The organism is Aeromonas sp. FDAARGOS 1409 (assembly GCF_019048705.1).
In the GTDB taxonomy this organism is placed as follows: domain Bacteria; phylum Pseudomonadota; class Gammaproteobacteria; order Enterobacterales; family Aeromonadaceae; genus Aeromonas; species Aeromonas sanarellii.
On the sequence record NZ_CP077395.1, the window covers coordinates 4268143 to 4289834 of the forward strand.

Consider the following 21692-nt stretch of genomic DNA (forward strand, 5'->3'; position numbering starts at 1 on the left):
CGCTCACACAAGGACGTTGCATGCAAACCAAGGACAAGTGTCTGGCCGCCCTGGTCATCCTCTGCTGGGGCCTCAACTTCGTCGCCATCAAGTGGGGGCTGGAGGGCATTCCGCCACTGCTGCTGGGGGCGCTGCGCTTCATCGGGGTGGTCTTCCCCGCCATCCTGCTGGTCCCCAGACCCGCCATGCCCTGGCGCTGGCTGCTGGCCTACGGCGGCGCCATCAGCCTGGGCCAGTTCGCCTTCCTGTTCTGCGCCATGAAGTTCGGCATGCCCGCGGGCATGGCCTCTCTGGTGCTGCAATCCCAGGTGGTGTTCACCCTGCTGTTCGCCATGATCTGGCTGGGGGAGCGCTGGCAGCCCCACCACTGGGTGGCCCTGCCCCTGGCGGGGCTGGGTCTCTACCTCATCGCCACCCATGGCGAGGGTAACCTGACCCTGCTCGGCTTCGTGCTGACCCTGTGCGCGGCCGCCTGCTGGGGACTTGGCAACGTCATCAACCGCCAGATAGGGCTGCGCTACCAGACCACGCTGCCCAGCCTTATCGCCTGGGGCGGCCTGGTGCCCATACTCCCCTTCCTCGCGCTCTCCTGGCTGTTCGAGGGACCGGAGCTGATGGCCAGCAGCCTGCTGAACTTCAGCTGGCAGGGGCTCCTGTGCGTGCTCTATCTCTCCTTTGTCGCCACCTGGCTCGGCTACGGCCTGTGGGGGCGGCTGCTGATGCGCTATCCGGTGGCGCAGGTGGCCCCCCTCTCCCTGCTGGTGCCCTGCGTCGGCATGGTGGCCGCAGCCCTGCTGCTGGATGAACACCCCACCCCCTTGCAGTGGCTGGGCTCCGGCCTGGTGCTGCTCGGCTTTCTGGTGCATCTGCTGGGAGGCAAAATGCGGCTGTTCAGGGTCCAGGCCGAGGATTGACCTCGCAGGGGAAACTTCCCATGATGGTGAAGGCCCTCTTGGGCCCGATCCCCTATCCCGGCCGGACGCCATCATCAGGAGAGCAAGGACATGCGCCACCCTTCACCCTCGGTCATTCCCTCTTTATCACGGGCCATGGGGCTCATGGCCATCGTGCTGCCGCTGTGCTGGAGCCCCTTCGGCTGGAGTGCCAGCCTGCCGGCCGACCTAAAATGGGAGAGCAATGACACCGACCCCGTCTATGCCGATCCAGAGGCCAGGCGGGGCGGCACCTTCCGTGACTTCATGTCGAGCTTCCCGCTCACCCTGCGCAAATACGGGCCCGACTCCAACGGCGGTTTTGCCGGTTATGTCCGCGAGACCAACCTGCCGCTCTTGAGCACCCACCCCGTTACAGGCCATCCCATGCCGATGCTGGCCAACCAGTGGGCCTTCGGCGCGGACCACAAGACCCTCTATTTTCGCATCAACCCCAAGGCACGCTGGTCGGACGGCCAGCCCGTCACCGCCGATGACTGGGTCTTTACCCTCAAGATGATGCGCAGCAAGGAGATCAACGACCCCTGGTACAACAACTACTACAGCACCCAGATAAGCGAGGTGACCCGGTTCGACGACCATACCCTGGCCATCACCAGCGGCACGGAGAAGAGCCGGGAGGATCTGCTGGAATCCCTGCCGTTCAGCCCGGAGCCCAGCCATGCCATCAAGCTGACCAGCGACTGGGTCAAGGAGTACAACTGGAAGGTGTTGCCGGTCACCGGCCCCTACCGGATTGGCGAGGTGAAGAAGGGCAAGGCGATCACCTTCGAGCGGGTCAAGGATTGGTGGGGCAATGACGAGCGCTACTTCCAGCACCGCTTCAACCCGGACCGGATCGAGATCAAGGTACTCAGGGATCAGAACATCGCCTGGCAGCACTTCCTGCGCGGCGAGCTGGACACCTTCCCCCTGGTCATGCCCAACTGGTGGCACGACAAGAGCAAGACGCCGGAGTTCGAGAAGGGCTACATAGCGCGGCTCTGGTTCTACAACCAGACGCCCCAGCCCCCCATGGGGCTCTATCTCAACACCGCGGATCCGCTGCTGAGGGATCTCGACGTGCGGCTCGGCATCCAGCACGCCCTCGCCTTTGACAAGATGATAACCACCCTGCTGCGGGGGGATTACCAGCGTCTCAACACCTATGGCTCGGGCCAGGGGAATTTCACCAATACCGACCTCAAGGCACGCCCCTTCGATCCCAAGCTCGCCCGGGAATACTTCGCCAAGGCGGGCTTCACCAAGACCGGACCGGATGGCATCTTGCGAAACGACAAGGGCCAGCCCCTGACACTGACCATCACCTACACCACGGCGGAGCACGCCCAGCGTCTCACCCTGCTGCGGGAAGAGGCGAAGAAGGCGGGGCTCAACCTCGAGCTCAACCTGATGGATGCCTCGGCCGGCTTCAAGTCCATGCTGGAGAAGAAGCACCAGAGCGCCTGGATGGCCTGGAGCGGCGGCCGTTACCCCGCCTATTGGGAGCACTTCCACAGGGTCAACGCCAACAAGCCCCAGACCAACAACATCATGAACCTCGATGACGAGGCCCTCTCGGCCCTGGTGGAGCAGTACGACAAGGCGTTCGACTTCGGCAAGAAGGCCGAGCTCTCCCGCCAGATCCAGCAGCGGCTCTATGAGCTCGCCAGCTTCGTCCCCGCCTACCAGGTGCCCTATACCCGGGCCGGCGCCTGGCGCTGGGTCCGCCTGCCCAAGGTGCCGGCGACGCCCCAGAGCGATCTGCTCTACTGGCCGCTGGACGGGGGCAACAGCGGCTACAGCTTCGGTGGCCTGCTCTGGATCGACGAAGAGGCGAAGGCGCAGACCCGGGCCGCCATCAAGTCAGGCCAGACCTTCCCGACAGTCACCCTGATTGATACCACCTATCAGCAGAAATGAAGCGGCTTGCGCCGCCTAGCCGCGCCACAAACAAAAGACCCCGCACATAGGCGGGGTCTTTTCTGCAACCGGGGTTGCAGCGGCAAGCGGGGCGATCAGCCGCGCTTGGCCTGCTTTTGCGCGATGGCGTCGGCCACGTCGGCCGGATCCAGCACTATGCCTTCCTGATCCGGCGTCGGGAACACGGCGACGCAGAGTTCGTCCTGCTCCATGCCATCCACCCAGCGCTCCAGCCACACCTTGAGGGTGATGGACTGCGGTTTGCACTCGGCCCACTCCCCTTCGGCCCAGGCCTTGGCGTAGTCGGGATGCGGCCACACCGGGATGCAGTCTTCCTCTTCGGTCGTCAGCATCATGACGCCGTGCTCGTCGGTCAGGACAAACAGCTCTTCGTGCTCGACCAGCTTGCTGATGAAGTGATCAAAGCGGTAATCGGCGTTCAGTTGCAGCGCGGCATTGCGCTCGGTGTCGCTAAGTTCATAGCTCATCGGTCAAGTCTCTCATGAAATAAAGGGCGATATGTTCACATCTTGCCGGCGCCTTGTCCAGCAGGAGTGATCGGTCACCCATTTTTCGCGATCTCATCCCAGCTCCGGGGTCACCAGGGTGATCTCCGCCATCTCGCTGAAACGCTGGCGCAACCAGTAGGCGGACTCCACCTCGACGAAGCAGAGCTGATCCCGTCCGGCCCGCACCCCTTGCATGATCTGCTCGAGGCGCGCCTGTTGCTGTCGTTGCCAGGCCGCCGCCAGCTTGGTGCCATGGGCCTCGTCCACCACCTCGCGGCGCAGCTCGAACAGGTTATCGGTGATCGGGCTGTTTATCTTGGCGGGGCTGTGCCAGTACATCAGCAGGTTGTCCAGCATCTCCTCGTCGTAACTCGCGAGCGCCTCGAGCCCGGGAGTGTCGCCTTCCCCCTGGGCGGCAAAGTCGCACCAGCCCGCCGCCAGCGGAGCCAGGCTCTGCGCACTCGCACCCTTGCCATGCTGACGCAGTGCTGTCACGTCCTCCCCCCTGATGGAAGGCAGCCAGAGATCCCCCTGATGTCCGTCCAGGAGGGGAAGCAGCAAGGAGGGGGCATAAACGGAAAAACGGGGGCCCAGGGAGTGCAGCAGAGATACCAGGGTGACAGTGATCATGAGACGCGCCTTGAACTGAACGACCTGGTGTCATACCCGGCCATGAGGATGAACGAGGGGCCATTCTAGCATGTTTACCAATGCAGAGGCCCAGAACCACGGCCCGGCGAGCGGCGGGCCAGAGCCCAAAAAAGCAGCGTTCGAACCTGAGCCTCCCCGAGAAAGACCAATAGTTTGAGCCAGCGCCCACTAAAGTGGCACCGGGGATGCTAGGTTGCATACATCTTTAGCGTGAGGAGTGCATCCATGAGTGGGATCAACCAGGTTTCTGACGATTTTGTGAATGAGCTGAAAATACTGGCGTGTTTTGATCCGGCCAACATGAGCCTGGGGATCAAGCTGCGCAGCGACATGTCGGAAGCGCTGTGCCAGGCCGCGGCACGCCTGCACAGCCAGGGTCTGATCACGGCGGCGGATGGCGGCTATCTGACCCCCTTCGGCATGACCATGCTGGAACATCTCCAGCACCTGCTGGTCGCACTCAAGCCGAATTGAGTTCCTGCGGGGCCCAGAGCGAAAAGTTGAGCAACTCCCAGTGCGCCCCCTGGCGCAGCAGACAGGCAAACAGCAAAGGACCTTCGGGTCCTTTTATCTTGCCATCGATCACCCACTCCCCCACTCGCTTCACCACAGGCTGCGCCCTGATCTCGTCGGGTTGCGTCGCGCTGCCCAGTCGCACCTGTACAAACTGCTGGCACACGGAGGCGGCTTCACGGGCCACGGGATCGGGTATCGGGACATTGACGGGGCTGGAGAGCGCCGCGCTCAGCAGGAGTGATGGGAGCATAGTGGAGGCCATGGCAAGGATCTGTCATCAAGATGGCACAAAACAAAAAGCCGTGGCACCAGAGGTACCACGGCTTTCTTAAATTCTGTAAGAATTACAGAGCAGTTACGTTCTCAGCCTGCGGGCCTTTCTGACCTTGGGTCACAGAGAACTGTACGCGCTGACCTTCAGCCAGGGTACGGAAGCCGTTACCTTGGATGGCGCTGAAGTGAACGAAAACGTCCGGGCCGTTTTCTTGCTGAATGAAGCCAAAGCCTTTGGTTTCGTTGAAGAACTTGACGGTACCGGTGATCATGTTGGACATATCTTTAAACCTGTATTCAAAATAATTACTTATGCTTTTCAGCGGATAAAGCTCAAAAAACGGGATTACTTATGAACAACAGGAAAAGATGCAAAACATCATATTCATTGACATAACTATCGCCCTTTCAAGCTGGTTGAGATTATACGTGCCTTTGTCGATTACGCAAACAAATTTGTACCCCGCCAGCGGCAGGGTACAAACGCTTACACCTCCGCGGATTCCAGCGCCTGAACCAGAGCCTTGAGGAAGCGCGCGGCCTCGCCACCGGTGCAGGCCCTGTGGTCGAACGTCATCGACAGCGGCAGCGCCCTGACCGGACGCGCCTCCCCGTGAACGAACACCACCTTCTCGAACAGCTTGCCCGCCCCTATGATGGCCACCTGGGGCGGCGTGACGATGGGGCTGGCGTAACGGCCCGCGATGGCACCGAAGTTGGTGAGGGTGATCGTCGCCCCCTGCAGCATCTCCCGCGGTACCGCACGGGCCTTCACGTCGGCGATCATCCGATCCAGCCCCTGGCGGATGTCCGCCCTATCCCGCTCGGCCACGTTCTCCATCACGGGCACATAGAGCCCGTGTTTGGAGTCGACCGCAATGGCCACGTTGACCTCGCTGAACAGCCGCCGCGACAGGGTCTCCCCGTCAAACCAGGCATTCATGGAGGGCTCGGCCCGGCAGGCGACGCCGATCGCCTTGATGAGGCGCACCGTCACGTCTTCGTCGGACCGCCAGTGGCGCAAGTCCACCTCGTCCGTGATGCTGACCGGCACCACAGTCCTGTGGGAGTGCTCCATCGCCTTGGCCATGGCCCGCCGCGACCCCTTGAGGAACTCGTTGCCGCTCCCCTGCATCGCCTCGAAGGCGCTCTGCACATCCTGCTCGGTCACCATGCCGGCGCTGCCGCTGCCCTGGATCCTGTCGATGTCGAGGCCGAGTTTTTGCGCCAGCAGGCGCACGGCGGGCATGGCCTGCACCAGGGTGCCACCGGGCGCCATGGCCCCCACCACGAAGTGATCCTCGATGTGCTGCTGATGGGCACTCACCTTGCCCACCACGGTGCCATCGTCCTCACCGCCCTCGAATTCCACCAGGGGGGCGCCGATGTGGAGTATGTCCCCCTCCTGACCGCACAGCCGGGCGATCACCCCGGCCACCGGCGAGGGCACATCCACCAGCGCCTTCGCGGTTTCCACCGACAACAGCACCTGATCGACGCTCACGGTCTCACCGGCGCGTACCTTCCATTCGACGATCTCGGCTTCGGCCAACCCTTCGCCCAGATCCGGTAATTTGAAAAATTTCATGACCCGTTCTCCATCCGCAGGAACATCACCAAAGGTTGAAAGATCTCATGGCTCTTGCTTGCCGGGGCGCCAGCGCGCCAACCTGTGAAAAAGGTCATAGCCATTTGTTCTCCATCAGCTGGCGAGCCGCATCGGCGATCTCCTGCTCGGTGATGAGGTAGTACTCCTCGTTGCGATAGTAGGGCACGGCAACATCCACCCCGGTGAGGCGTCTGGGCGGGGCCTTGAGGGCGGTGAGCGCCTCCTCGGTGACCCGCGCCACTATCTCGGCGCCCACCCCGAAGCTGCCACAGGCCTCGTGCACCACCAGCAGGCGCCCGGTCTTGCGCACCGAGGCCAGTATGGTCTCCATGTCCAGCGGCTTGATGGTGGCCAGATCCAGCACCTCGCACTGGATGTCCTGCTCCGCCAGCAGGGTGGCGGCCCGCATCACCTCCTGGATACAGGCCCCCCAGGCGACCACGGTCAGATCCCGACCCGGTCTCAGGGTGAAGCAGACATCCAGCGGCAGGCCGACCCCGTCATCCACCACCTCCGACTTCATGGAGCGATAGATGCGATCCGGCTCGAAGAACATCACCGGATCAGGGTCGCGGATGGCCGACAGCAGCAGGCCGTAGGCCCGCCTCGGGCTGGAGGGGATCACCACCCGCAGCCCCGGGATATGGGCAAACAGTGCCTCCACGCTCTCGCTGTGGTGCTCGGGGGAGTGGATGCCGGCCCCATAGGGCGAGCGGTAGACGATGGGGCAGGAGAGCCGCCCCCGGGTGCGGTTGCGCATGCGCGCCGCCTGGCAGACGATCTGCTCCATGCCGGGGAAGATGAATCCCTGGAACTGGAATTCGGCGACGGGCTTGAGCCCCTGGGTCGCCATGCCCACCGCCACCCCGGCGATCAGCCCCTCGGCGAGCGGGGTGTCTATCACCCGCTTGAAACCGAACTTGTCGCGCAGGCCCACGGTGGCACGGAACACCCCGCCGTTGACCCCCACGTCCTCGCCCAGCACCACCACGTCGGGGTCGTGCTCCATCTCGTGGTGCAGCGCCAGATTGATGGCTTCGAGCAGCGTTATTTCACTCATGGTGAGCCTCCCCGCCGTGCTGCTGCATACCCTTGGCGATGATGCGCCGGCGCTGTGCGCGGTAATCCTTCGGCAGCTCGGCAAACTGGTAGTCGAGCAGGGTCTCCGGCGCCTGCGGCATCAGGCCCTCATAGGCGGCCACGGCGCGCTCGACTTCGCGGCTCGCCTCCGCCAGCAGCGCCTGCTCCTGCGCCTCGTCCCACCAGCCCTGCCCGGCCATGAACTGGCGCAGCCGCTTGACGGGCTCCCTGGCCCAGGCGGCCTCCACCTCGGCGGAGTCCCGATAACGGGTTGCGTCGTCGGCGGTGGTGTGATCCCCGAGCCGGTAGCTGACGGCCTCGATCAGGGTCGGTCCCTTGCCGCTGCGAGCCCGTTCGACGGCGGTGCGGGTCGCATCAAAGACGGCCACCACGTCGTTGCCGTCCACCTGGAGGCTGCGCACGCCGGCCCCAATCCCCTTCTGGGCCAGGGTCGGGGCGCTCGACTGCAGCTTGCGCGGCACCGAGATGGCCCACTGGTTGTTGTTGATGATCATCACCATGGGGAGATGCCAGACGCCGGCGCAGTTGAGCCCCTCGAGGAAGTCCCCCTTGGAGGTGCCGCCATCCCCTATGGTGACCACGGCGACCCTGGGCTGATTGCGCAGCTTGAAGGCGGCCGCGATGCCGGCGGCATGGGTGATCTGGGTCGCGATGGGCACGCAGATGGGCAGATCTTCGGAAAGTTCGCCATCTGCCTTGTAAAAGACGCTGCCCCGTTCATCCCCGCCCCAGTACTGCAGGTTCTGCTCCATGGGCACGCCCCGCACGTAGAGAGTGGGCATGTCCCTGTAGTAGGGCACGTAGACATCCTCCGGCTGCATGGCGAGACCGACCCCTATCCCGACCGCTTCCGCCCCCAGGTGGGAGGGAAAGGTGCCGAGCTTGCCGGTTCGCTGCAGTGCAATCGCTTTCTTGTCGTAGCTGCGCACCATCACCATGTTGCGGTAGAAGGTGTGCAGTATCGCCTTGTCCAGCCAGGTCGGCAGTGTCGCGACCGGGCGCCCCTCCTCATCGAGGTAACGAAGGAAGGGGATGTCGACATGGGTCATAACTGGCTCCTTGCCGTTGTCAGCGTCACCACCATGAGGTGACCCCTAAAATGTAAACAACATGTTAAGTGCAGGGCAATGGGATTCACTCAGGTAAGACCAGTAGAAACTTCTTTAATTTAAGAAAGACACTGAGATCTTCGGCGAGCAGAAACGAAAAAGGGAGCCCATTCAGGCTCCCTGTCACGGCGAGTTCGGGATCGCTCCTCCCATCACAATGGCGCTGCGGGCCGCCAGGGAGGCAGATCCTGCCAGCACGGGCGGACCGGGATCACTCCCACAGCCGGGTCGGCACCACCAGCAGCATGGTGCGCTGGCCGATGGCCACGTTGGCGTTGGGGAAGACCACCGCCTCCCGCGGTTTCTCTACCCTGTATTGCCGATCCCCGTCTTCGGCCAGCACAAAACCCTGGGGAAATTCGGTGAAATTGTCCACATCGCTGGCAAACAGGAAACGGAACTGCTCCGACTGCTTGTTGATCACCCGATCGATGGCGAAGAGGGTGAAATCATCCGCCCGCCAGGGCTCGAGCAACACCTCATCCTGGGTCACCAGCTCCTGCAACGCCTGGCGCACCTCGATGAAGCGGGTCATGTCGTTCTCGCCGAAGGGGCGCACCTTGCCCAGCTCCACCGTGAAGGCATGGGCCCCGTGCTGGTGCGAACTGTAATAGCTGAAGGTGGTGGTCGGGCCGCTCGAGAGCAGTATGGTGCGCACGCCGCAGGCACCGAGGAAGCGGACCTGCTCCTTGCAGTGGGGGCGCTCGTGGGGGAAGGGATAGACGGCAAACTTCTCGTGGCGCGAGCCGCGGATGGCGGTGTGCAGATCGTAGTGATAGCGGGGCCTGGCGGGATCGGCGAAGAAGCGGCTCACATACTGCTCCAGGCGCATGGCGCGAATGCGCTCCCGGTTGCACAGCCCCTCCCCCCTGCTGTGGGCACCGGAGAAGAGCCGGTTCATGTTCTCTTCCACCTCCCGCACACCCTGGTTCATGGCGGCGGGGTTGCCAAACAGAAACAGCACCCGGTGACGGGCCCTGAGTTCTCCCCCGAGCAAGCGGCTCAGCAACTGGTTGCAGATCTCGATGGGGGCGGTCTCGTTGCCGTGGATGCCGCAGGAGAGCACTATGTCCTTGCGCCCGCCCGGCCTATCTTCCGCCCCGTGGGCGGGCTCCAGGCAGATCACGCCGGTGTCCCACACGCTCACCCTGGTGCCGTCGGGCAGGTCGAAGTCGAAGGGATCGAGCTGCCACTCGTGGCGACGCGTCAGGGCCAAAAAGTCATGCTGGGGAATCATCCGTCTCACCCTCTTGTCTGGAATACCATGGCCGGATTATACGCAAGGCGAGCGGGCTTAAAATCAATTTTTAAACAAATTCAAACAGTAACGACACAAAATTGGCGATGGTTGATGACAAGTCATTCAACACCAGGGGACGCGAGAGCAATACGGGGGAGGAAAAACGACGGCAGACGGCAAGGGGAAAGGGCGGCTCTTCACGAGGGGCATCAGGCCCCGGGGATCAGCGAGAGAAACGAGGCATCCGTGCCCGGCTGATCAACCACGCCAGAACGGCTTGGTGGTCTCTTGATAGCGATCGGCTTCGTTCAGACCGATGTCCTTGAGCAGGTAGGCGGGCAGCTCGGAGAGCTGGCGACGGCTGCGGCTGCGTTCCAGCCAGGTCAGGACGGTCATCTTGGCGCGAGCAACCAGGTTCGAGTCGCTGGAGTGCTGGTAACCGGCTTCGGTATAGGTCATGTTGGCCATGGTGTGGCTCCTCTAAGTTCTGCACTGGGTTCGTATTTTCTTGCGCAAAGCTTAGTCAGCCCGGTGAGGTGCCTCAATTGACGAATTTTGATACATGACATTAGTAAAAGTAATGGCTATTCTCCCCAGCCATAAAAACATAACCATATGATTTTTATCATAAATGTCAGGGCAACTTTCCCCCGTGCAACCCGACAGCATTTTCTCCTGCATCACGGGTTTCTAACTATGCAGTTTCCTACGTTAGCTATGCACGGACCGGCGCCGGACCCAAAGCCGGCCAGCCCGGTCTCACCACCAATTGTTAACCGAAAGTTTCATTAAAGATCGTTATTTAACAGAACGATGCAGCAAGGCAACGCCTTCGCCACGCACCGCGAGGCGACCCCGATCAGGGGCAGAAAGGGACACTTGGCACCCTGTCGACATGCTGGTATGGTTATTTATACAGTAGTCAGTCATGCTGCCTTTCCCCTCAATGCCGGACAGGCGACACACAGGATCTGCCGATGGACACCTTTACCCCCGCCGCCGCCCTGCGCCAACAGATGGCCCTGCTGGAAGAGGCCCTGGCCCGCCTCGCCAGTCGGCTCGCCCGGCTCGACTTGCAGGAGGCCCATGTCTATCCCCTCCCCGCCGTGGCGCAGGGGGAAGAGCACGAGCCCATCGAGGCCATCGAAGTCGGCCATCTGCAGGGCGACGCGGCGCTGGCCGCGACCCTGGCGGCCTTTCAGGATCACAGCGCCCGCCCCGGCTGCTCCACCAAGGCGACTCATCGCCTGCCGGGCTGGCTGCGCTTCCCCGCCGCCTGTGCCGCTGATCTGGCCCCCCTGATCGAGGAGATCAACGGCCACAAGCTCGCCTTCAAGGCCCTGGTGCAGGCCGCCGGCGGACGGGACGAGAAGTTCGAGCTGGTGCACGGCGCCCTGCCCGGCGTCATCACCCTGCAGGTCTATCGCAAGCTGACCTGGCTTCAGGGGGCGCTCCACTCCCTCGGTTTCACCTGGGCCGACAAGCAGAGCATCAGCCGCCTCAGCCGTGAGCAGGTGCTGGAGATGCTGGAGCGCAGCCGTCGCTACATCCCGGCCCTGTCGGACAACGAGGAGTGGAGCAAGATGGTGGATCAGGAGGTGTACGACATTCGCCGCCTGCCGGCGGATGCCCAGCTGCGCATCCGCCGGCCGGTCAAGACCCACCCCATGATCAACCTGCTCTGGCAGGACAGGGAGCCGCGCAAGCAGCAACTCAAGGCGAGCCTGCCGTTGCTGCTCTGCTCCGATACCTCGCCCAGCGTCACCCACCTGGGCCACTACCCGCCCAAGCTGCGTCAGGCGCGCCGGGATCGCAAGATTGGCGGCGAGCCCATCATCGAGCGGCTGCACCTCTACCTCTATCAGGGGTAGCTCGCCCGCACGGCCCCAACGACAAGGGGAGCATCCCAGATGCTCCCCTTGTCTCGCTCACCCGCACAGGCTGTCAGCTCATCAGCAGCGCTCTCAGGCTCTCCACGTCCAGCCCCTTCACCTCGGACTGGCCGCTCAGGAGGCCATCGGCCAGGGCCCGCTTCTCGTCGTGCAGGGCCACTATCTTCTCCTCCACCGTCTGCTCGCACACCAGCCGATAGACGGTCACCGGCTGGGTCTGGCCCATGCGGTGGGCCCGATCGCTCGCCTGATCCTCCACCGCCGGGTTCCACCAGGGGTCCAGGTGCAGCACGGTATCGGCCTGGGTCAGGTTGAGACCCGTGCCCCCCGCCTTGAGACTGATGAGGAACAGGGGCACCGCTTCGTGGCGAAAACGCAGGATGGACTCCTGACGGGACTTGGCGGAGCAGCCGCCGTCCAGATAGCAGTAGTCCCACTGCTTCTGCGCGATGCGCGCGCGCAGCAGGCTCAGGAGATCGACGAACTGGCTGAACACCAGCACCCGGTGGCCGCCGTCGATGGCCTCCTCCAGCAGGTTCATGGCCTCGTCCAGCTTGCTGCTGGTCTGGGACCACTCCGGCATCACCAGCTGGGGCGAGCAGCAGAGGCGCCGCAGCCGGGTCAGGCCGCTCAGCACGTGCATCAGGGCGCGGCCATCGGCGCTCTGCACCTGCTGCACCACCTCGCGCCTTGTCGCCTCGTAGAGCTGGCGCTCCTCGGGGGAGAGGCTGATGTGGTGGATGATCTCGGTCTTGTCCGGCAGCTCGGTCAACACCTGCTGCTTGAGGCGGCGCAGGATGAAGGGGCTGATCACCGCCCGCAGCATCGCCATGTGGCGGGGATCCTTCACCGCCTTGCCGAAGCGGCGCTTGAACTCGCCGAGGCTGCCGAGCAGGCCCGGGTTGATGAAGGTGAACAGGCTCCACAGCTCGCCGAGGTGGTTCTCGATGGGGGTGCCGGAGAGGGCCAGGCGAAAATCCCCGTCGAGCTGGAACAGCAGTTTGGCACGCTGGGTGCCGGCATTCTTGATCTGCTGCGCCTCGTCCAGCACCATGCTCGCCCAGTGACGGGACTTGAGCGCCTGGGAGAGGCTGCCGAGCATGCCGTAGTTCACCAGGATGATCTGCCCGGCCCTGGCCTCCTGGATCAGGGTCGCCCGCTCGGCGGGGTGCTCGAACACCACCACCTCCAGCTCGGGGGCGAACCGAGCCACCTCCTCCTGCCAGTTGGTGACCACGGACTTGGGCACCACCACCAGGGCGGGGCCGAGGTGCTGGCGCATGCGCAGCACCATGAGCGCCTGCAACGTCTTGCCAAGGCCCATGTCGTCGGCGAGACAGGCGCCAAAGCCATGGTGGGCCAGGGTCGCCATCCAGCGCACCCCCTCCTTCTGATAGTCCCGCAGCGCCGTCAACAGCTCGGGGGCACACTCCACCTCCTGCTGCCACTCCTGCTGCAAGTCGTACCAGGCGTCATCCCCGGCGGTGGTCACCGCCGACAACAGGCGGGCCAGGGGATAGGCCAGCTTGTTGTTGATGCGCTGCTCGGTGTCCAGCATGGCCCCCAGCATGGTGAGACGCTCCACCAGCTTGTCGCTCAGCATCAGGCTGGTCTTCTCGTCGAGCTGGACGGTGCGCTGCCCCGGGGTCAGCTGGCGCAGGATAAGGCGAAGATCGAGGATCTGGTGCTCGTCCAGCGCCAGCGCCCCCTCCACCTGGAACCAGTCCTGGCGCCGCTCGATGCGCAGGCTCAAGGCCGCCTCGTCGAGGCTCTTGAGGCGGGCGCTGTCCTGGTGCCAGTGCACCACCACGCCGGCATCCACCAGCTCGGGCAGGGCGTTGACCAGGGTCAGCGCCTGCTCGCCATCCAGCTTCCACTCGTTGCCCGGCAGGCCGATGGGCAACTGGTTGCGCAGGCGCTGGGCCTCGGCCTTCTCGGCGGCCAGATCCCGCTGCCAGTAGTGGTACTCCCGGATCCCCTGGCGCACCATGGCCTCCCCCTTGCCAAGGGGCAAGGGGGGCAGATCCCCCTCCCGGGTCACCAGTTGGACCACCAGCTGGCCCTCCTGCCAATCCAGCTGGACCGAGGGGATGCCGGGCCAGGGGGCCAGCTCGGCGTTGCCCTTGAGCCCCGCCACCTGGCTGTGCCAGGGAAGATCCGGGATGGCATCCAGGGTGCGCTGGAGCTCGTCGAGCCCGGCGGGCGGCAACGCAGGGATAGCCTCCAGGGCCGGCAGCCTGTCGAGCAGCGCCTGCGGAGTCAGAATGAGCTGCCACAGATCCTGGGCCAGGGGCACGATGTGCGCGCCACGGGCCGCGGCGGCCGGGCTCAGCACGGCGCGCATCTGCCGCCCATCCGGGTGCTGTTCGTCGGGCTCGGCCGCGACTATCTGCAGCAAGGGGGCGCTGATGGCCAGTTGCAGCTTCTGCCCCTTGGCATTGAACAGGCGGGGGTGGTCCGCCAGGGGGCGCCAGGCCTCTCGCGGCAGCTTGCCCATATTGCGCTGCAGGGTGCGCACCAGCGCCCAGTCCGCCTCGTCCAGCAGGTTGGCGTACTGGGTGGAGAGCAGGGCCGGATCGACCCGGCGCCCGGCGGTCCACTCCCCCTTGGTGCTCTGCTTCTGGATCTTGCACTCGAGCTCGGGCCCCTCGGCGTGGAGCAGCCATACCAGCCGCTCCTGAGGCTTGCGCACACCGCTCGAGCGCCCCAGCCCCTGCAACCAGTTGAGCCAGCTCGCCGAGGCGGGCGCCTTGCCCTCCTCGTCCTGTGCCCCCTCCTCGTCCTCATCCAGGGGGGAGGCGCGCAGCGAATGCAGCGGGGCACGCACCGCCCCCTGCCCCAGCAAGAGCCGCAACAGATCCTGGCAGAAGGCCATCAGACGGTGGCGCGGCTCGGCCTCCTGCAGGTGGGAGAGATCCCACTTGTGCAATATGGTCACCTGGGGACTCTGTTCGCCGTGGCGGGCCAGGGCGCAGAGATCGAGCCAGAGATAGCCCCAGTGCAGCTCCTCCAGCGGCAGTTGCAGGGTATCGAACAGCCCCACCGCCTGACCGTGGCGATCGCCCGCCCACTGTCCCAGCAGATCCGCCAGCAGGGGGGAGCCATTGCCCAGGCTGCGCTGCCACTTCTTGCGCTGTTCGCTCCCCTGCACGGGATCCGCCTGCTGCAACCAGCCGAGCCAGAGCAGGGCGCTGAACATCCTGGGCCAGGACCCGGCCCCCTCCTGCACCTGCCACTGCCCAAGCGCCCTCTGGAGCCGTTCGGCCAGGGTCTGTTCATCCTCCCGCGCAGCCAGTTGTTGCAGCGACGGCCAGTGAGTGGTCACCTCGCCGGTCAGCGGTCCACAGAGCCACTCCCACTCGGTGGCCAGCGCCTCGACCCGCGCCGCCAGTGCAGGGGCGCAAGGGGTGACCAGGGACGCCAGCGGCCAGCTCGCCTCCGGCTCGGCATCCAGCAGGGTCTGCAGGGCGAAGTGTTCGAGCAGCAGGGTTTGCCAGGCGGGGCTGGAGCCAGGCAGCAGGCGATGGGCGTCGGGCAGATCCAGCAGGCTCAGGAGCTCCGCGCTCTGGTAATAGGCCGGGATCTGCCCCGCCTCCCCCAGGCAGAGCTCGCGCACCACCCCTTGTGCCACCTCCTGCCCCGTGACCGAGGGCACCCGGCGCCAGTCCGGCATGGGGCAAGCCCCCGAGCGTACCGCCAGGATCAGGGTCAGGGTCCCCTCCGCCGTCAGGCTCCACTGCTGCTCCGTGCGCTGGCGGATCAGCCCGAGCCGCTCCAGCCGGTTCAGGGTGTCGGTCAGCGAATGCTGCCCATGCAGCGTGTCTTGCAGGTAACGGGTGCTGGCGGCGCGCTGCAGTTGCAGCTCGCAGAGCAGGGCATGGCAATCCGAAGAGAGGGTGAAGGCTGACATCGGAACTCACGGGCAGATGCAAAGGCGGAATTTTAACGGGAAAGCGGCGGCGGCTCGACCCTTAAGCGCGAATTAGCACAAAAAAAGCGGCGCAGGGATCTGGAGGCACCGCCACGGCCAGGGCTCAGGCTGCCGGCGCCATAAAAAAAGGCGCCGCAGCGCCTCTTGATTGAGCCAGGAGTCACCCTCAGCCTTCGAGCCGTGCCAGGCGGGATTCCAGCGCCTGCAACTGCGACTTGAGGCGTTCGACTTCCTCTTCCAGCTGGCTCAGGCGATCGGCGGCAGGAGAGGCGTGGCTGACTACCGGTGAGCTCTGTGCCAGGGCCTCCAGGTCTATCTCCCCGCCGAACAGGTGGGCGTAGCGGGACTCCCGCTTGCCCGGCTCCCGGGGCAGCTTGACCACATAGGGCCCCCGCTCGACGAGGCCGGCCAGCACGGCATCCACCTCGGTCACGTCGTCGAAACTGCACAGGCGATTGGTGCGCGAGCGCAGTTCACCCGGGGTCTGCGGGCCGCGCAGCAAGAGTTCGCAGACAATGCCGAGCTCCTGGGCCGTGAACTTGAGCTCGCCAAATTCGGTGTTGCAGAAGCGGTGCTGATAGCGCGGCACCCGGGCGTTGAAACCGGCGGTATTGACCACCAGGCGGCGGCGGATCAGCTCGTCGATCACGGCGCGGATGTCCAGCTCGGCGAGCTCCAGCACGGGCTCGCGGTTGCTCTTCTGGTTGCAGGCGTTGACCAGCGCATTGAGCGAGAGAGGGTACTGATCCGGCGTGCAGATCTCTTTCTCTATCAGGCAGCCGATCACGCGCGCCTCTAATGGGCCTAGTACTATCTCCATGTCATACTCCCTTGCCAAACAAGACGTTAAGACGGTTATCTTAGCCAAGACGCTCCCGCCGTCCAGCACTCAAGCCCGTTTTTGCGAGCCGATGACCCCCTTGGTGCAACCTTGTACAGCTCCTGCCCCGACGTGGCTATACAGACTTGTCGACCCGGGTGTCCGCTCCCGTGGTCAGGATGCGCACCCTGTCCCCCTTGGCGAAGGTGAGTGCGGGATCCTGCTCCTGCACGACGTTGAGCAGTTTGCCCGCCTCCGTCTTGATCAGCAGCTCGACCGTCTGCCGGCCCTGCTCGCTCTGCTGGTTAGCCTGGCGGCGGCGGGAGACTTCGGCCCCCGCGACGGCCCCCACTGTGGTGGCGACGGTCTGGCCGGAGCCACCGCCAAACTGGCTGCCGACGGCAGCTCCCAGCGCGGCCGCCCCTATGGTGCGAAGGGGCCGGGTAGTTCCCTGCCGGGGCGCCTCCTGGGTGAGGAGGCGGCTCTCCTGTACCGTGCCGTATTCCACCTGGGCGCTGGTGCCCGCGACAGCGGGCGACCCCGTCAGGGCGAGCAGGCTGATGACAATGAATGCACTCTTCTTCACGATGTCGACTCCGGTGACGACCAAGACCCGATGACGCCGACCCCGCCTTGGGCCACGCCATCCCCCCGGGGAGACTACACCACCAAAGCTGACTGCCAGCTTGCCCGAGGTGGAAATGATCACGGCCGCGAGGCGGCCGTGATGGAAAGACACCGAGGGCTGTCACTCCGGACTATGAAGAGGGCTTGCGCTCCAGGGTCGCGGCAACGGATCTCGCCGCCGAGCCGGTGAGCAAGGGCTCACCTGGATAAAGCACCAGGGCCTCGGCCCGCAGGCGATCGGCCTCCTCACGCCTCCCCAGGGCATTGAGGGCGATCACCATGTTGGCGTAAATATTGGCCCTGGGGGTATGGCGCACGAACCCCTGTCCCCAGTCGAGATAGGCCTCCAGCTCTCCCTTGTTGTTGCTCTGCAGGCCCACCATCAGCCGCACCGCGTTCACGTCAAACTCCACCCGGGTCAGCCAGGCCATGGGATTGACGATGTCGAGCAGAAGCGCCGGCTGCTTGTAACCGCCCCGCTCATACTTGGTCACCACCCAGGCGGTGTGCAGGGCCGTCAGCATAAAGGGCACGACTATGAGGGGAATGGCGATGGCCGCGAAGCGCAGCAAGAGCCAGGGGCGACAGACATGCTCCCGCCAGTTGGCGTGGCCGGCCAGCCCCTCCTCCTCCACTTCCGCATCCACCACATGGATGAGCAACAGCAGCGCCCACCACTGGGCAATGGCGTGGTAGAAGGGATATTCGGTCTGGATATGCAGCAGGATGGGCGTGACCATGGCCAGCAAGGCCCCCCCTCTGACGATGCCAGCACGACCCAGCCGCCACAGCAGGGCGCCCCCCATCAGCACCATGCCGAGCATGGGGGCCAGCCCCCCCTCCACCGCCCAGTAGAGAAACTCGTTGTGGGGGTGGTCCAGGTTGTATTCGATCTGCACCATGGCGGGGTTCAGCGCCTTGTCGGCCATGTAGTGCTGAAGAAAAACGGACTCGAAGCTGCCGTAGCCCCAGCCGCTCCAGGGTGCCTCGGCGATGAGCCTGGCAGCATAGGGCCAGTAGATGGAACGCATGCCGCCGGACTGGTATATCTCCAGTCCCCGTTTTGCCCCCGCCATCCCGTACTGGGAGGCCAGCCCGAGCGCAACCCCCAGGGCCACCAGACCCAGCACCCGGCCCAGCAACCGCTCACGGTGCAACCGGGGCACGAGCAGCAGCAAGGCCAGCACCCCGCCGAGTTGCCCCACCCTGGATTGCACCACCACCAGCAGCAGGGACGTTGCCAGGATCACCCCATAGCGCAGCCCCCTGAGCCAGGGGCGCCCATGGCCCCGCAGCTCCAGCCAGATGGCCAGCGACAAGCCGGTCGCCATAAAACTCGCCATCACGTTGGGTTGCTGGAAGATGCCGTAGGGGCGGTTAACCTTGGTGTCATAGCCCAGCCAGTTGCCCGGCACCAGCAGGTAGTACTGCACCAGGCCGAGCAGCGCCTCTATGGCGACGGCACCCAGCAGCAGATAGAGCAGCCGGTCGCGTGCGCCACGATCCAGCCGCCACTGGTAGAGGCTGGCGAGGAACAACAGGCCGGCAAACAGCCCCAGCAGCCGGGGAATGGCGTAATCCTTGAGCTCGAAGCCGGGATAGGCCATGGGCAGCAACAGCAGCAAGCCGCCAAGCCACAGGGCCGTCAGCAGCGGCGAAACCATCAGCCGCTGGTTGAGGGTGACCTGCCACAGCCCCAGGGCCATCACCAGGCTCGCGAAGATCCAGCCCCAGGCGTTGAACGGCAGGTAGAGCCCGGCCCCGCCGGGGTTGTGCATAAAGAAATGCATGCCCAGCAGCCAGTACAGCACGCTGATCACCCCAAAGGCCCTTGCTGTTGACGTCATCTTCCCTGACCTCCATGCATTCATGTTCATAACACTATCCCCCAGGCAACAAAAAGGGGGCCGAGCCCCCTTTGATGCACTTGGCAACGATTATGCCTGTTCTGGCTCGGGCTTGCGAAACGCATGGCGAACCAGCACTATGCCCACCCCCAGCATGCCGCCGAGCAGGGTGGCCAGCACCACGACCAAGGAGCGCTTTGGCTTGTCGCGAGTCAGAGGCTCATCGGGGGCATCCAGATAAGAGAAGGGACGGAAGCTTATTCCTTCTAAAGAAATTTGTTTCAAACGTGCCATCTGTACCTTTAACTTTGGTAACTCAGGCTTATAGAGTTCAATATCAAGAGATTTGAGCAAAGCGAGTCTTTCATCCAATCCCTTAGTTCCCAGCGAGATTGAGAAACGTTCACGACTGTCGTAGTTTTCTAACGGAGCACTGACTCCTGCTGCCTTAGCAATGCTGTTGGCTAATGCCGTCTCAGAAACATCCTGTTTCAGAGCGCGCTTGGCATCTTCCTGCATCAGTACATATCGGGTAGAGATCCCCTCCAGTTGGAGCACACGCTCTTCACTGAGTCGGTGAACCACCCTCTGTTGCTGTAACTTGATGATGTAATCGATATAACCTTCTAACATTACCAAGGAGCCCTCAGCTGTAGGGGCAGAGAAGCTGATCTCAATACCCGGAACCTCCCCCTTCTTGTCTACAGGTGCGGCTGACACCAATTTGGCCCAGTCACGCAGCCAGCGCCGACGAGCCTTATCATCAAGCCCCAACTCTTCTACCTGCTCGGCAAACAGTGGGCTTGCTTTCAAATATTCCCGACGATTTTCGTAAGCATTAAATTCCTGAATAAACTCTTGGTAAAGAACCTTACCACTAGGGAACCCCTTAAGTCCCAAGGCTTCGGCTTGCATCGCAACCTTGCGCATTGGCAACAAATCTTCCGGCTTGGGAACTGTGATCACTGCCTTGGTAGACCACTGTTCGGAGGCGAGCAATGCATAACCAACTCCAACAACAGCAAACAGCACTGTGATGATAAGAATCAGCAACTTCTGCTGCCATAGTACCAGCACTAGGTCGCGTAGATCGACTTCATCACTGGAGGAAGCTTGCCAGCCTTGTGGCAGGCTGGCACCAGATTTGGGGGTTATCTCTTTATTGGTCATAACAGCTGTCATTTCCTAATCAGTTTGGAGAGTTAATAAAAGGGGCCTGACGATCCTTGTCAGACAAGATCAAGGGGATATGTTCCATAAGCGGCCACACAATAGCCAACTCGGGGTCAGCCCAATGGAGCGTCCGCTCATATTCAGGACTGTAATAATCAGTGCACTTGTAAGGCACTGTCGCCATCTCGCTCAACACATAGAAACCGTGCGCAAAGCCGGGGGAGATCCAGAGCGACATGGGCGAATCGGCATTGAGGTGTAGCCCTACCCATTGACCATAGGTAGGACTGCTCCGACGCAAATCCACCGCCACATCGAAGATGGCGCCAGAAATGACCTGCACCAACTTGCCCTGTGGTCGTTCAATCTGGTAGTGCAGACCTCGCAGTGTACCTTGGCGGGAGCAGCTCAAGTTATCCTGCACGAAATTCACATCACCACGATCACCTCGATTCCGACAACAATGAGCGACAAACTCCTGCTGACGAAATAGCTCCATAAAGCTGCCACGCTCGTCGTGATGACGCGGATGGATGATCTGTATCACATCCGGAATCTTCAATGAAATAAAGTGCATAGGTGTTTTCTTTAGGATAGTGGGCAAGGATATATCACCCTATGGTGTAGCTCATCAATCCCAACCGGGATGCATCTTTCCAAATGGCTCCTACAAGAGGCGCAACAGATAGCCGCCATAGCCGCTCTTTGCCAGGGGCTGTGCCAGCACCTCCAGCTCCTTGTCGGATACCCAACCATGGCGCCAGGCGATCTCCTCCGGGGCCGCCACCTTGAGCCCCTGGCGTTTCTCCAGGGTCTGGCTGAAGCTGCTCGCCTCCTGCAGGCTGTCGTGGGTACCTGTATCGAGCCAGGCCGAACCACGCCCCATGAAGCAGACATCCAGGCTGCCTTGTGCCAGATAGCGCAGATTGACATCGGTGATCTCGAGCTCTCCCCGCGCCGAAGGTCGCAAGGTACGTGCAATCCCGCTCGCCGTGCCATCGTAAAAGTAGATGCCCGTCACCGCATACTGACTCGCCGGAGAGGCCGGTTTCTCGACGATCGTCTCTACCCGCCCCTGTCCATCGAACCCCAGGACACCATAGCGCTCGGGATCCTGCACATGGTAGGCAAACAGGGTCGCCCCTTGCTCCTTGGCGCAGGCATGTTGCAACTGGCGAGGCAACTCAGCGCCATAGAAGATGTTGTCCCCCAGGATGAGACAACAGGGGCTGCCCGCCAGAAAAGGCTCGGCGATAAGCAGCGCCTGTGCCAGCCCGGCGGGCTCCTCCTGCACCGCGTAGCTGAAACGCATCCCCCACTGGCTGCCATCCCCCAGCAACAGCTCGAAGCGGGGCAGATCCAGCGGCGTGCTGATGATCAGAATATCGCGGATACCCGCCTGCATCAGGGTCGAGAGGGGATAATAGATCATGGGCTTGTCATAGACCGGCAGCAGCTGCTTGCTGATGGCCAGAGTCGCGGGGTAGAGCCGGGTGGCCGAACCACCGGCCAGGATGATACCTTTACGCTGGTACATGG

Annotated in this window: 20 protein-coding genes; 4 read left to right on the top strand and 16 right to left on the bottom strand. The window is 63.2% G+C overall.

From position 1 onward, the window contains the following. Positions 1 to 20 precede the first annotated feature (20 nt). Positions 21 to 914, top strand: coding sequence for an EamA family transporter (locus tag I6L39_RS19745; protein ID WP_216990600.1), 894 nt, complete (start codon positions 21 to 23; stop codon positions 912 to 914). A gap of 135 nt (positions 915 to 1049) precedes the next feature. After that, positions 1050 to 2855, top strand: a complete 1806-nt coding sequence (locus tag I6L39_RS19750) for an extracellular solute-binding protein (protein ID WP_216991851.1) — start codon at positions 1050 to 1052, stop codon at positions 2853 to 2855. A 95-nt stretch (positions 2856 to 2950) separates the two neighbouring features. Here I6L39_RS19750 and I6L39_RS19755 read toward each other — a convergent pair whose 3' ends face one another. Both I6L39_RS19755 and I6L39_RS19760 read right to left on the bottom strand, forming a co-directional pair. Beyond that, entirely contained in the window at positions 2951 to 3343 is a 393-nt protein-coding gene (locus I6L39_RS19755) for a DUF2750 domain-containing protein (protein WP_042076678.1), read from the bottom strand. Between the two features lie 93 nt (positions 3344 to 3436). Continuing rightward, a complete protein-coding gene (locus I6L39_RS19760) occupies positions 3437 to 3994 on the bottom strand; it encodes a hypothetical protein (RefSeq protein WP_042076680.1) in 558 nt (185 codons plus the stop codon). A 246-nt stretch (positions 3995 to 4240) separates the two neighbouring features. Here I6L39_RS19760 and I6L39_RS19765 point away from each other — a divergent pair, with 246 nt between their 5' ends. Next, positions 4241 to 4489, top strand: coding sequence for a TIGR02647 family protein (locus I6L39_RS19765; protein ID WP_010675310.1), 249 nt, complete (start codon positions 4241 to 4243; stop codon positions 4487 to 4489). Here I6L39_RS19765 and I6L39_RS19770 read toward each other — a convergent pair. The 7 genes from I6L39_RS19770 to I6L39_RS19800 form a co-directional block, all read right to left on the bottom strand. Next, positions 4476 to 4781: a hypothetical protein gene (locus I6L39_RS19770; protein ID WP_042076764.1), complete on the bottom strand. Its 306-nt coding sequence runs from the start codon at positions 4779 to 4781 to the stop codon at positions 4476 to 4478. The genes I6L39_RS19765 and I6L39_RS19770 overlap by 14 nt on opposite strands. A gap of 94 nt (positions 4782 to 4875) precedes the next feature. Further along, the gene (locus tag I6L39_RS19775; protein ID WP_005302803.1) at positions 4876 to 5085 is read right to left on the bottom strand and encodes a cold-shock protein; all 210 of its coding nucleotides are present in this window, start codon (positions 5083 to 5085) and stop codon (positions 4876 to 4878) included. 206 nt (positions 5086 to 5291) lie between these two features. After that, positions 5292 to 6392: a dihydrolipoamide acetyltransferase family protein gene (locus I6L39_RS19780; protein ID WP_209793047.1), complete on the bottom strand. Its 1101-nt coding sequence runs from the start codon at positions 6390 to 6392 to the stop codon at positions 5292 to 5294. A 94-nt stretch (positions 6393 to 6486) separates the two neighbouring features. Then, positions 6487 to 7473, bottom strand: a complete 987-nt coding sequence (locus I6L39_RS19785; RefSeq protein ID WP_128295953.1) for an alpha-ketoacid dehydrogenase subunit beta — start codon at positions 7471 to 7473, stop codon at positions 6487 to 6489. Continuing rightward, entirely contained in the window at positions 7466 to 8563 is a 1098-nt protein-coding gene (pdhA, locus tag I6L39_RS19790) for a pyruvate dehydrogenase (acetyl-transferring) E1 component subunit alpha (RefSeq protein ID WP_216990601.1), read from the bottom strand. The genes I6L39_RS19785 and pdhA overlap by 8 nt, the downstream gene beginning before the upstream one ends. 271 nt (positions 8564 to 8834) lie before the next feature. Continuing rightward, complete coding sequence (gene astE, locus I6L39_RS19795) at positions 8835 to 9860, bottom strand: succinylglutamate desuccinylase (protein WP_042076690.1); 1026 nt, start codon at positions 9858 to 9860, stop codon at positions 8835 to 8837. Positions 9861 to 10121: 261 nt separating this feature from the next. Continuing rightward, complete coding sequence (locus I6L39_RS19800) at positions 10122 to 10331, bottom strand: DUF1127 domain-containing protein (RefSeq protein WP_042076692.1); 210 nt, start codon at positions 10329 to 10331, stop codon at positions 10122 to 10124. Positions 10332 to 10840: 509 nt separating this feature from the next. Here I6L39_RS19800 and I6L39_RS19805 point away from each other — a divergent pair. Further along, complete coding sequence (locus tag I6L39_RS19805; RefSeq protein ID WP_042076693.1) at positions 10841 to 11734, top strand: DNA replication terminus site-binding protein; 894 nt, start codon at positions 10841 to 10843, stop codon at positions 11732 to 11734. Positions 11735 to 11807: 73 nt separating this feature from the next. Here the strand turns inward: I6L39_RS19805 and I6L39_RS19810 are convergent, their stop codons facing one another. The 7 genes from I6L39_RS19810 to rfbA form a co-directional block, all read right to left on the bottom strand. Further along, positions 11808 to 15665 (bottom strand): DEAD/DEAH box helicase, encoded by a 3858-nt coding sequence (locus I6L39_RS19810; RefSeq protein WP_216990602.1) that lies wholly within the window; start codon positions 15663 to 15665, stop codon positions 11808 to 11810. 187 nt (positions 15666 to 15852) lie between these two features. Continuing rightward, the gene (locus I6L39_RS19815) at positions 15853 to 16506 is read right to left on the bottom strand and encodes a YceH family protein (protein ID WP_216990603.1); all 654 of its coding nucleotides are present in this window, start codon (positions 16504 to 16506) and stop codon (positions 15853 to 15855) included. Between the two features lie 136 nt (positions 16507 to 16642). Then, positions 16643 to 17092 (bottom strand): glycine zipper 2TM domain-containing protein, encoded by a 450-nt coding sequence (locus I6L39_RS19820; protein WP_216990604.1) that lies wholly within the window; start codon positions 17090 to 17092, stop codon positions 16643 to 16645. A gap of 172 nt (positions 17093 to 17264) precedes the next feature. Beyond that, a complete protein-coding gene (locus tag I6L39_RS19825) occupies positions 17265 to 18980 on the bottom strand; it encodes a PglL family O-oligosaccharyltransferase (protein ID WP_216990605.1) in 1716 nt (571 codons plus the stop codon). Between the two features lie 90 nt (positions 18981 to 19070). Next, positions 19071 to 20150, bottom strand: a complete 1080-nt coding sequence (locus tag I6L39_RS19830; protein ID WP_216990606.1) for an LPS O-antigen chain length determinant protein WzzB — start codon at positions 20148 to 20150, stop codon at positions 19071 to 19073. Positions 20151 to 20169: 19 nt separating this feature from the next. After that, the gene (gene rfbC / locus I6L39_RS19835) at positions 20170 to 20730 is read right to left on the bottom strand and encodes a dTDP-4-dehydrorhamnose 3,5-epimerase (RefSeq protein ID WP_216990607.1); all 561 of its coding nucleotides are present in this window, start codon (positions 20728 to 20730) and stop codon (positions 20170 to 20172) included. 90 nt (positions 20731 to 20820) lie between these two features. After that, a complete protein-coding gene (rfbA, locus tag I6L39_RS19840; RefSeq protein ID WP_216990608.1) occupies positions 20821 to 21690 on the bottom strand; it encodes a glucose-1-phosphate thymidylyltransferase RfbA in 870 nt (289 codons plus the stop codon). Positions 21691 to 21692: the final 2 nt, after the last annotated feature.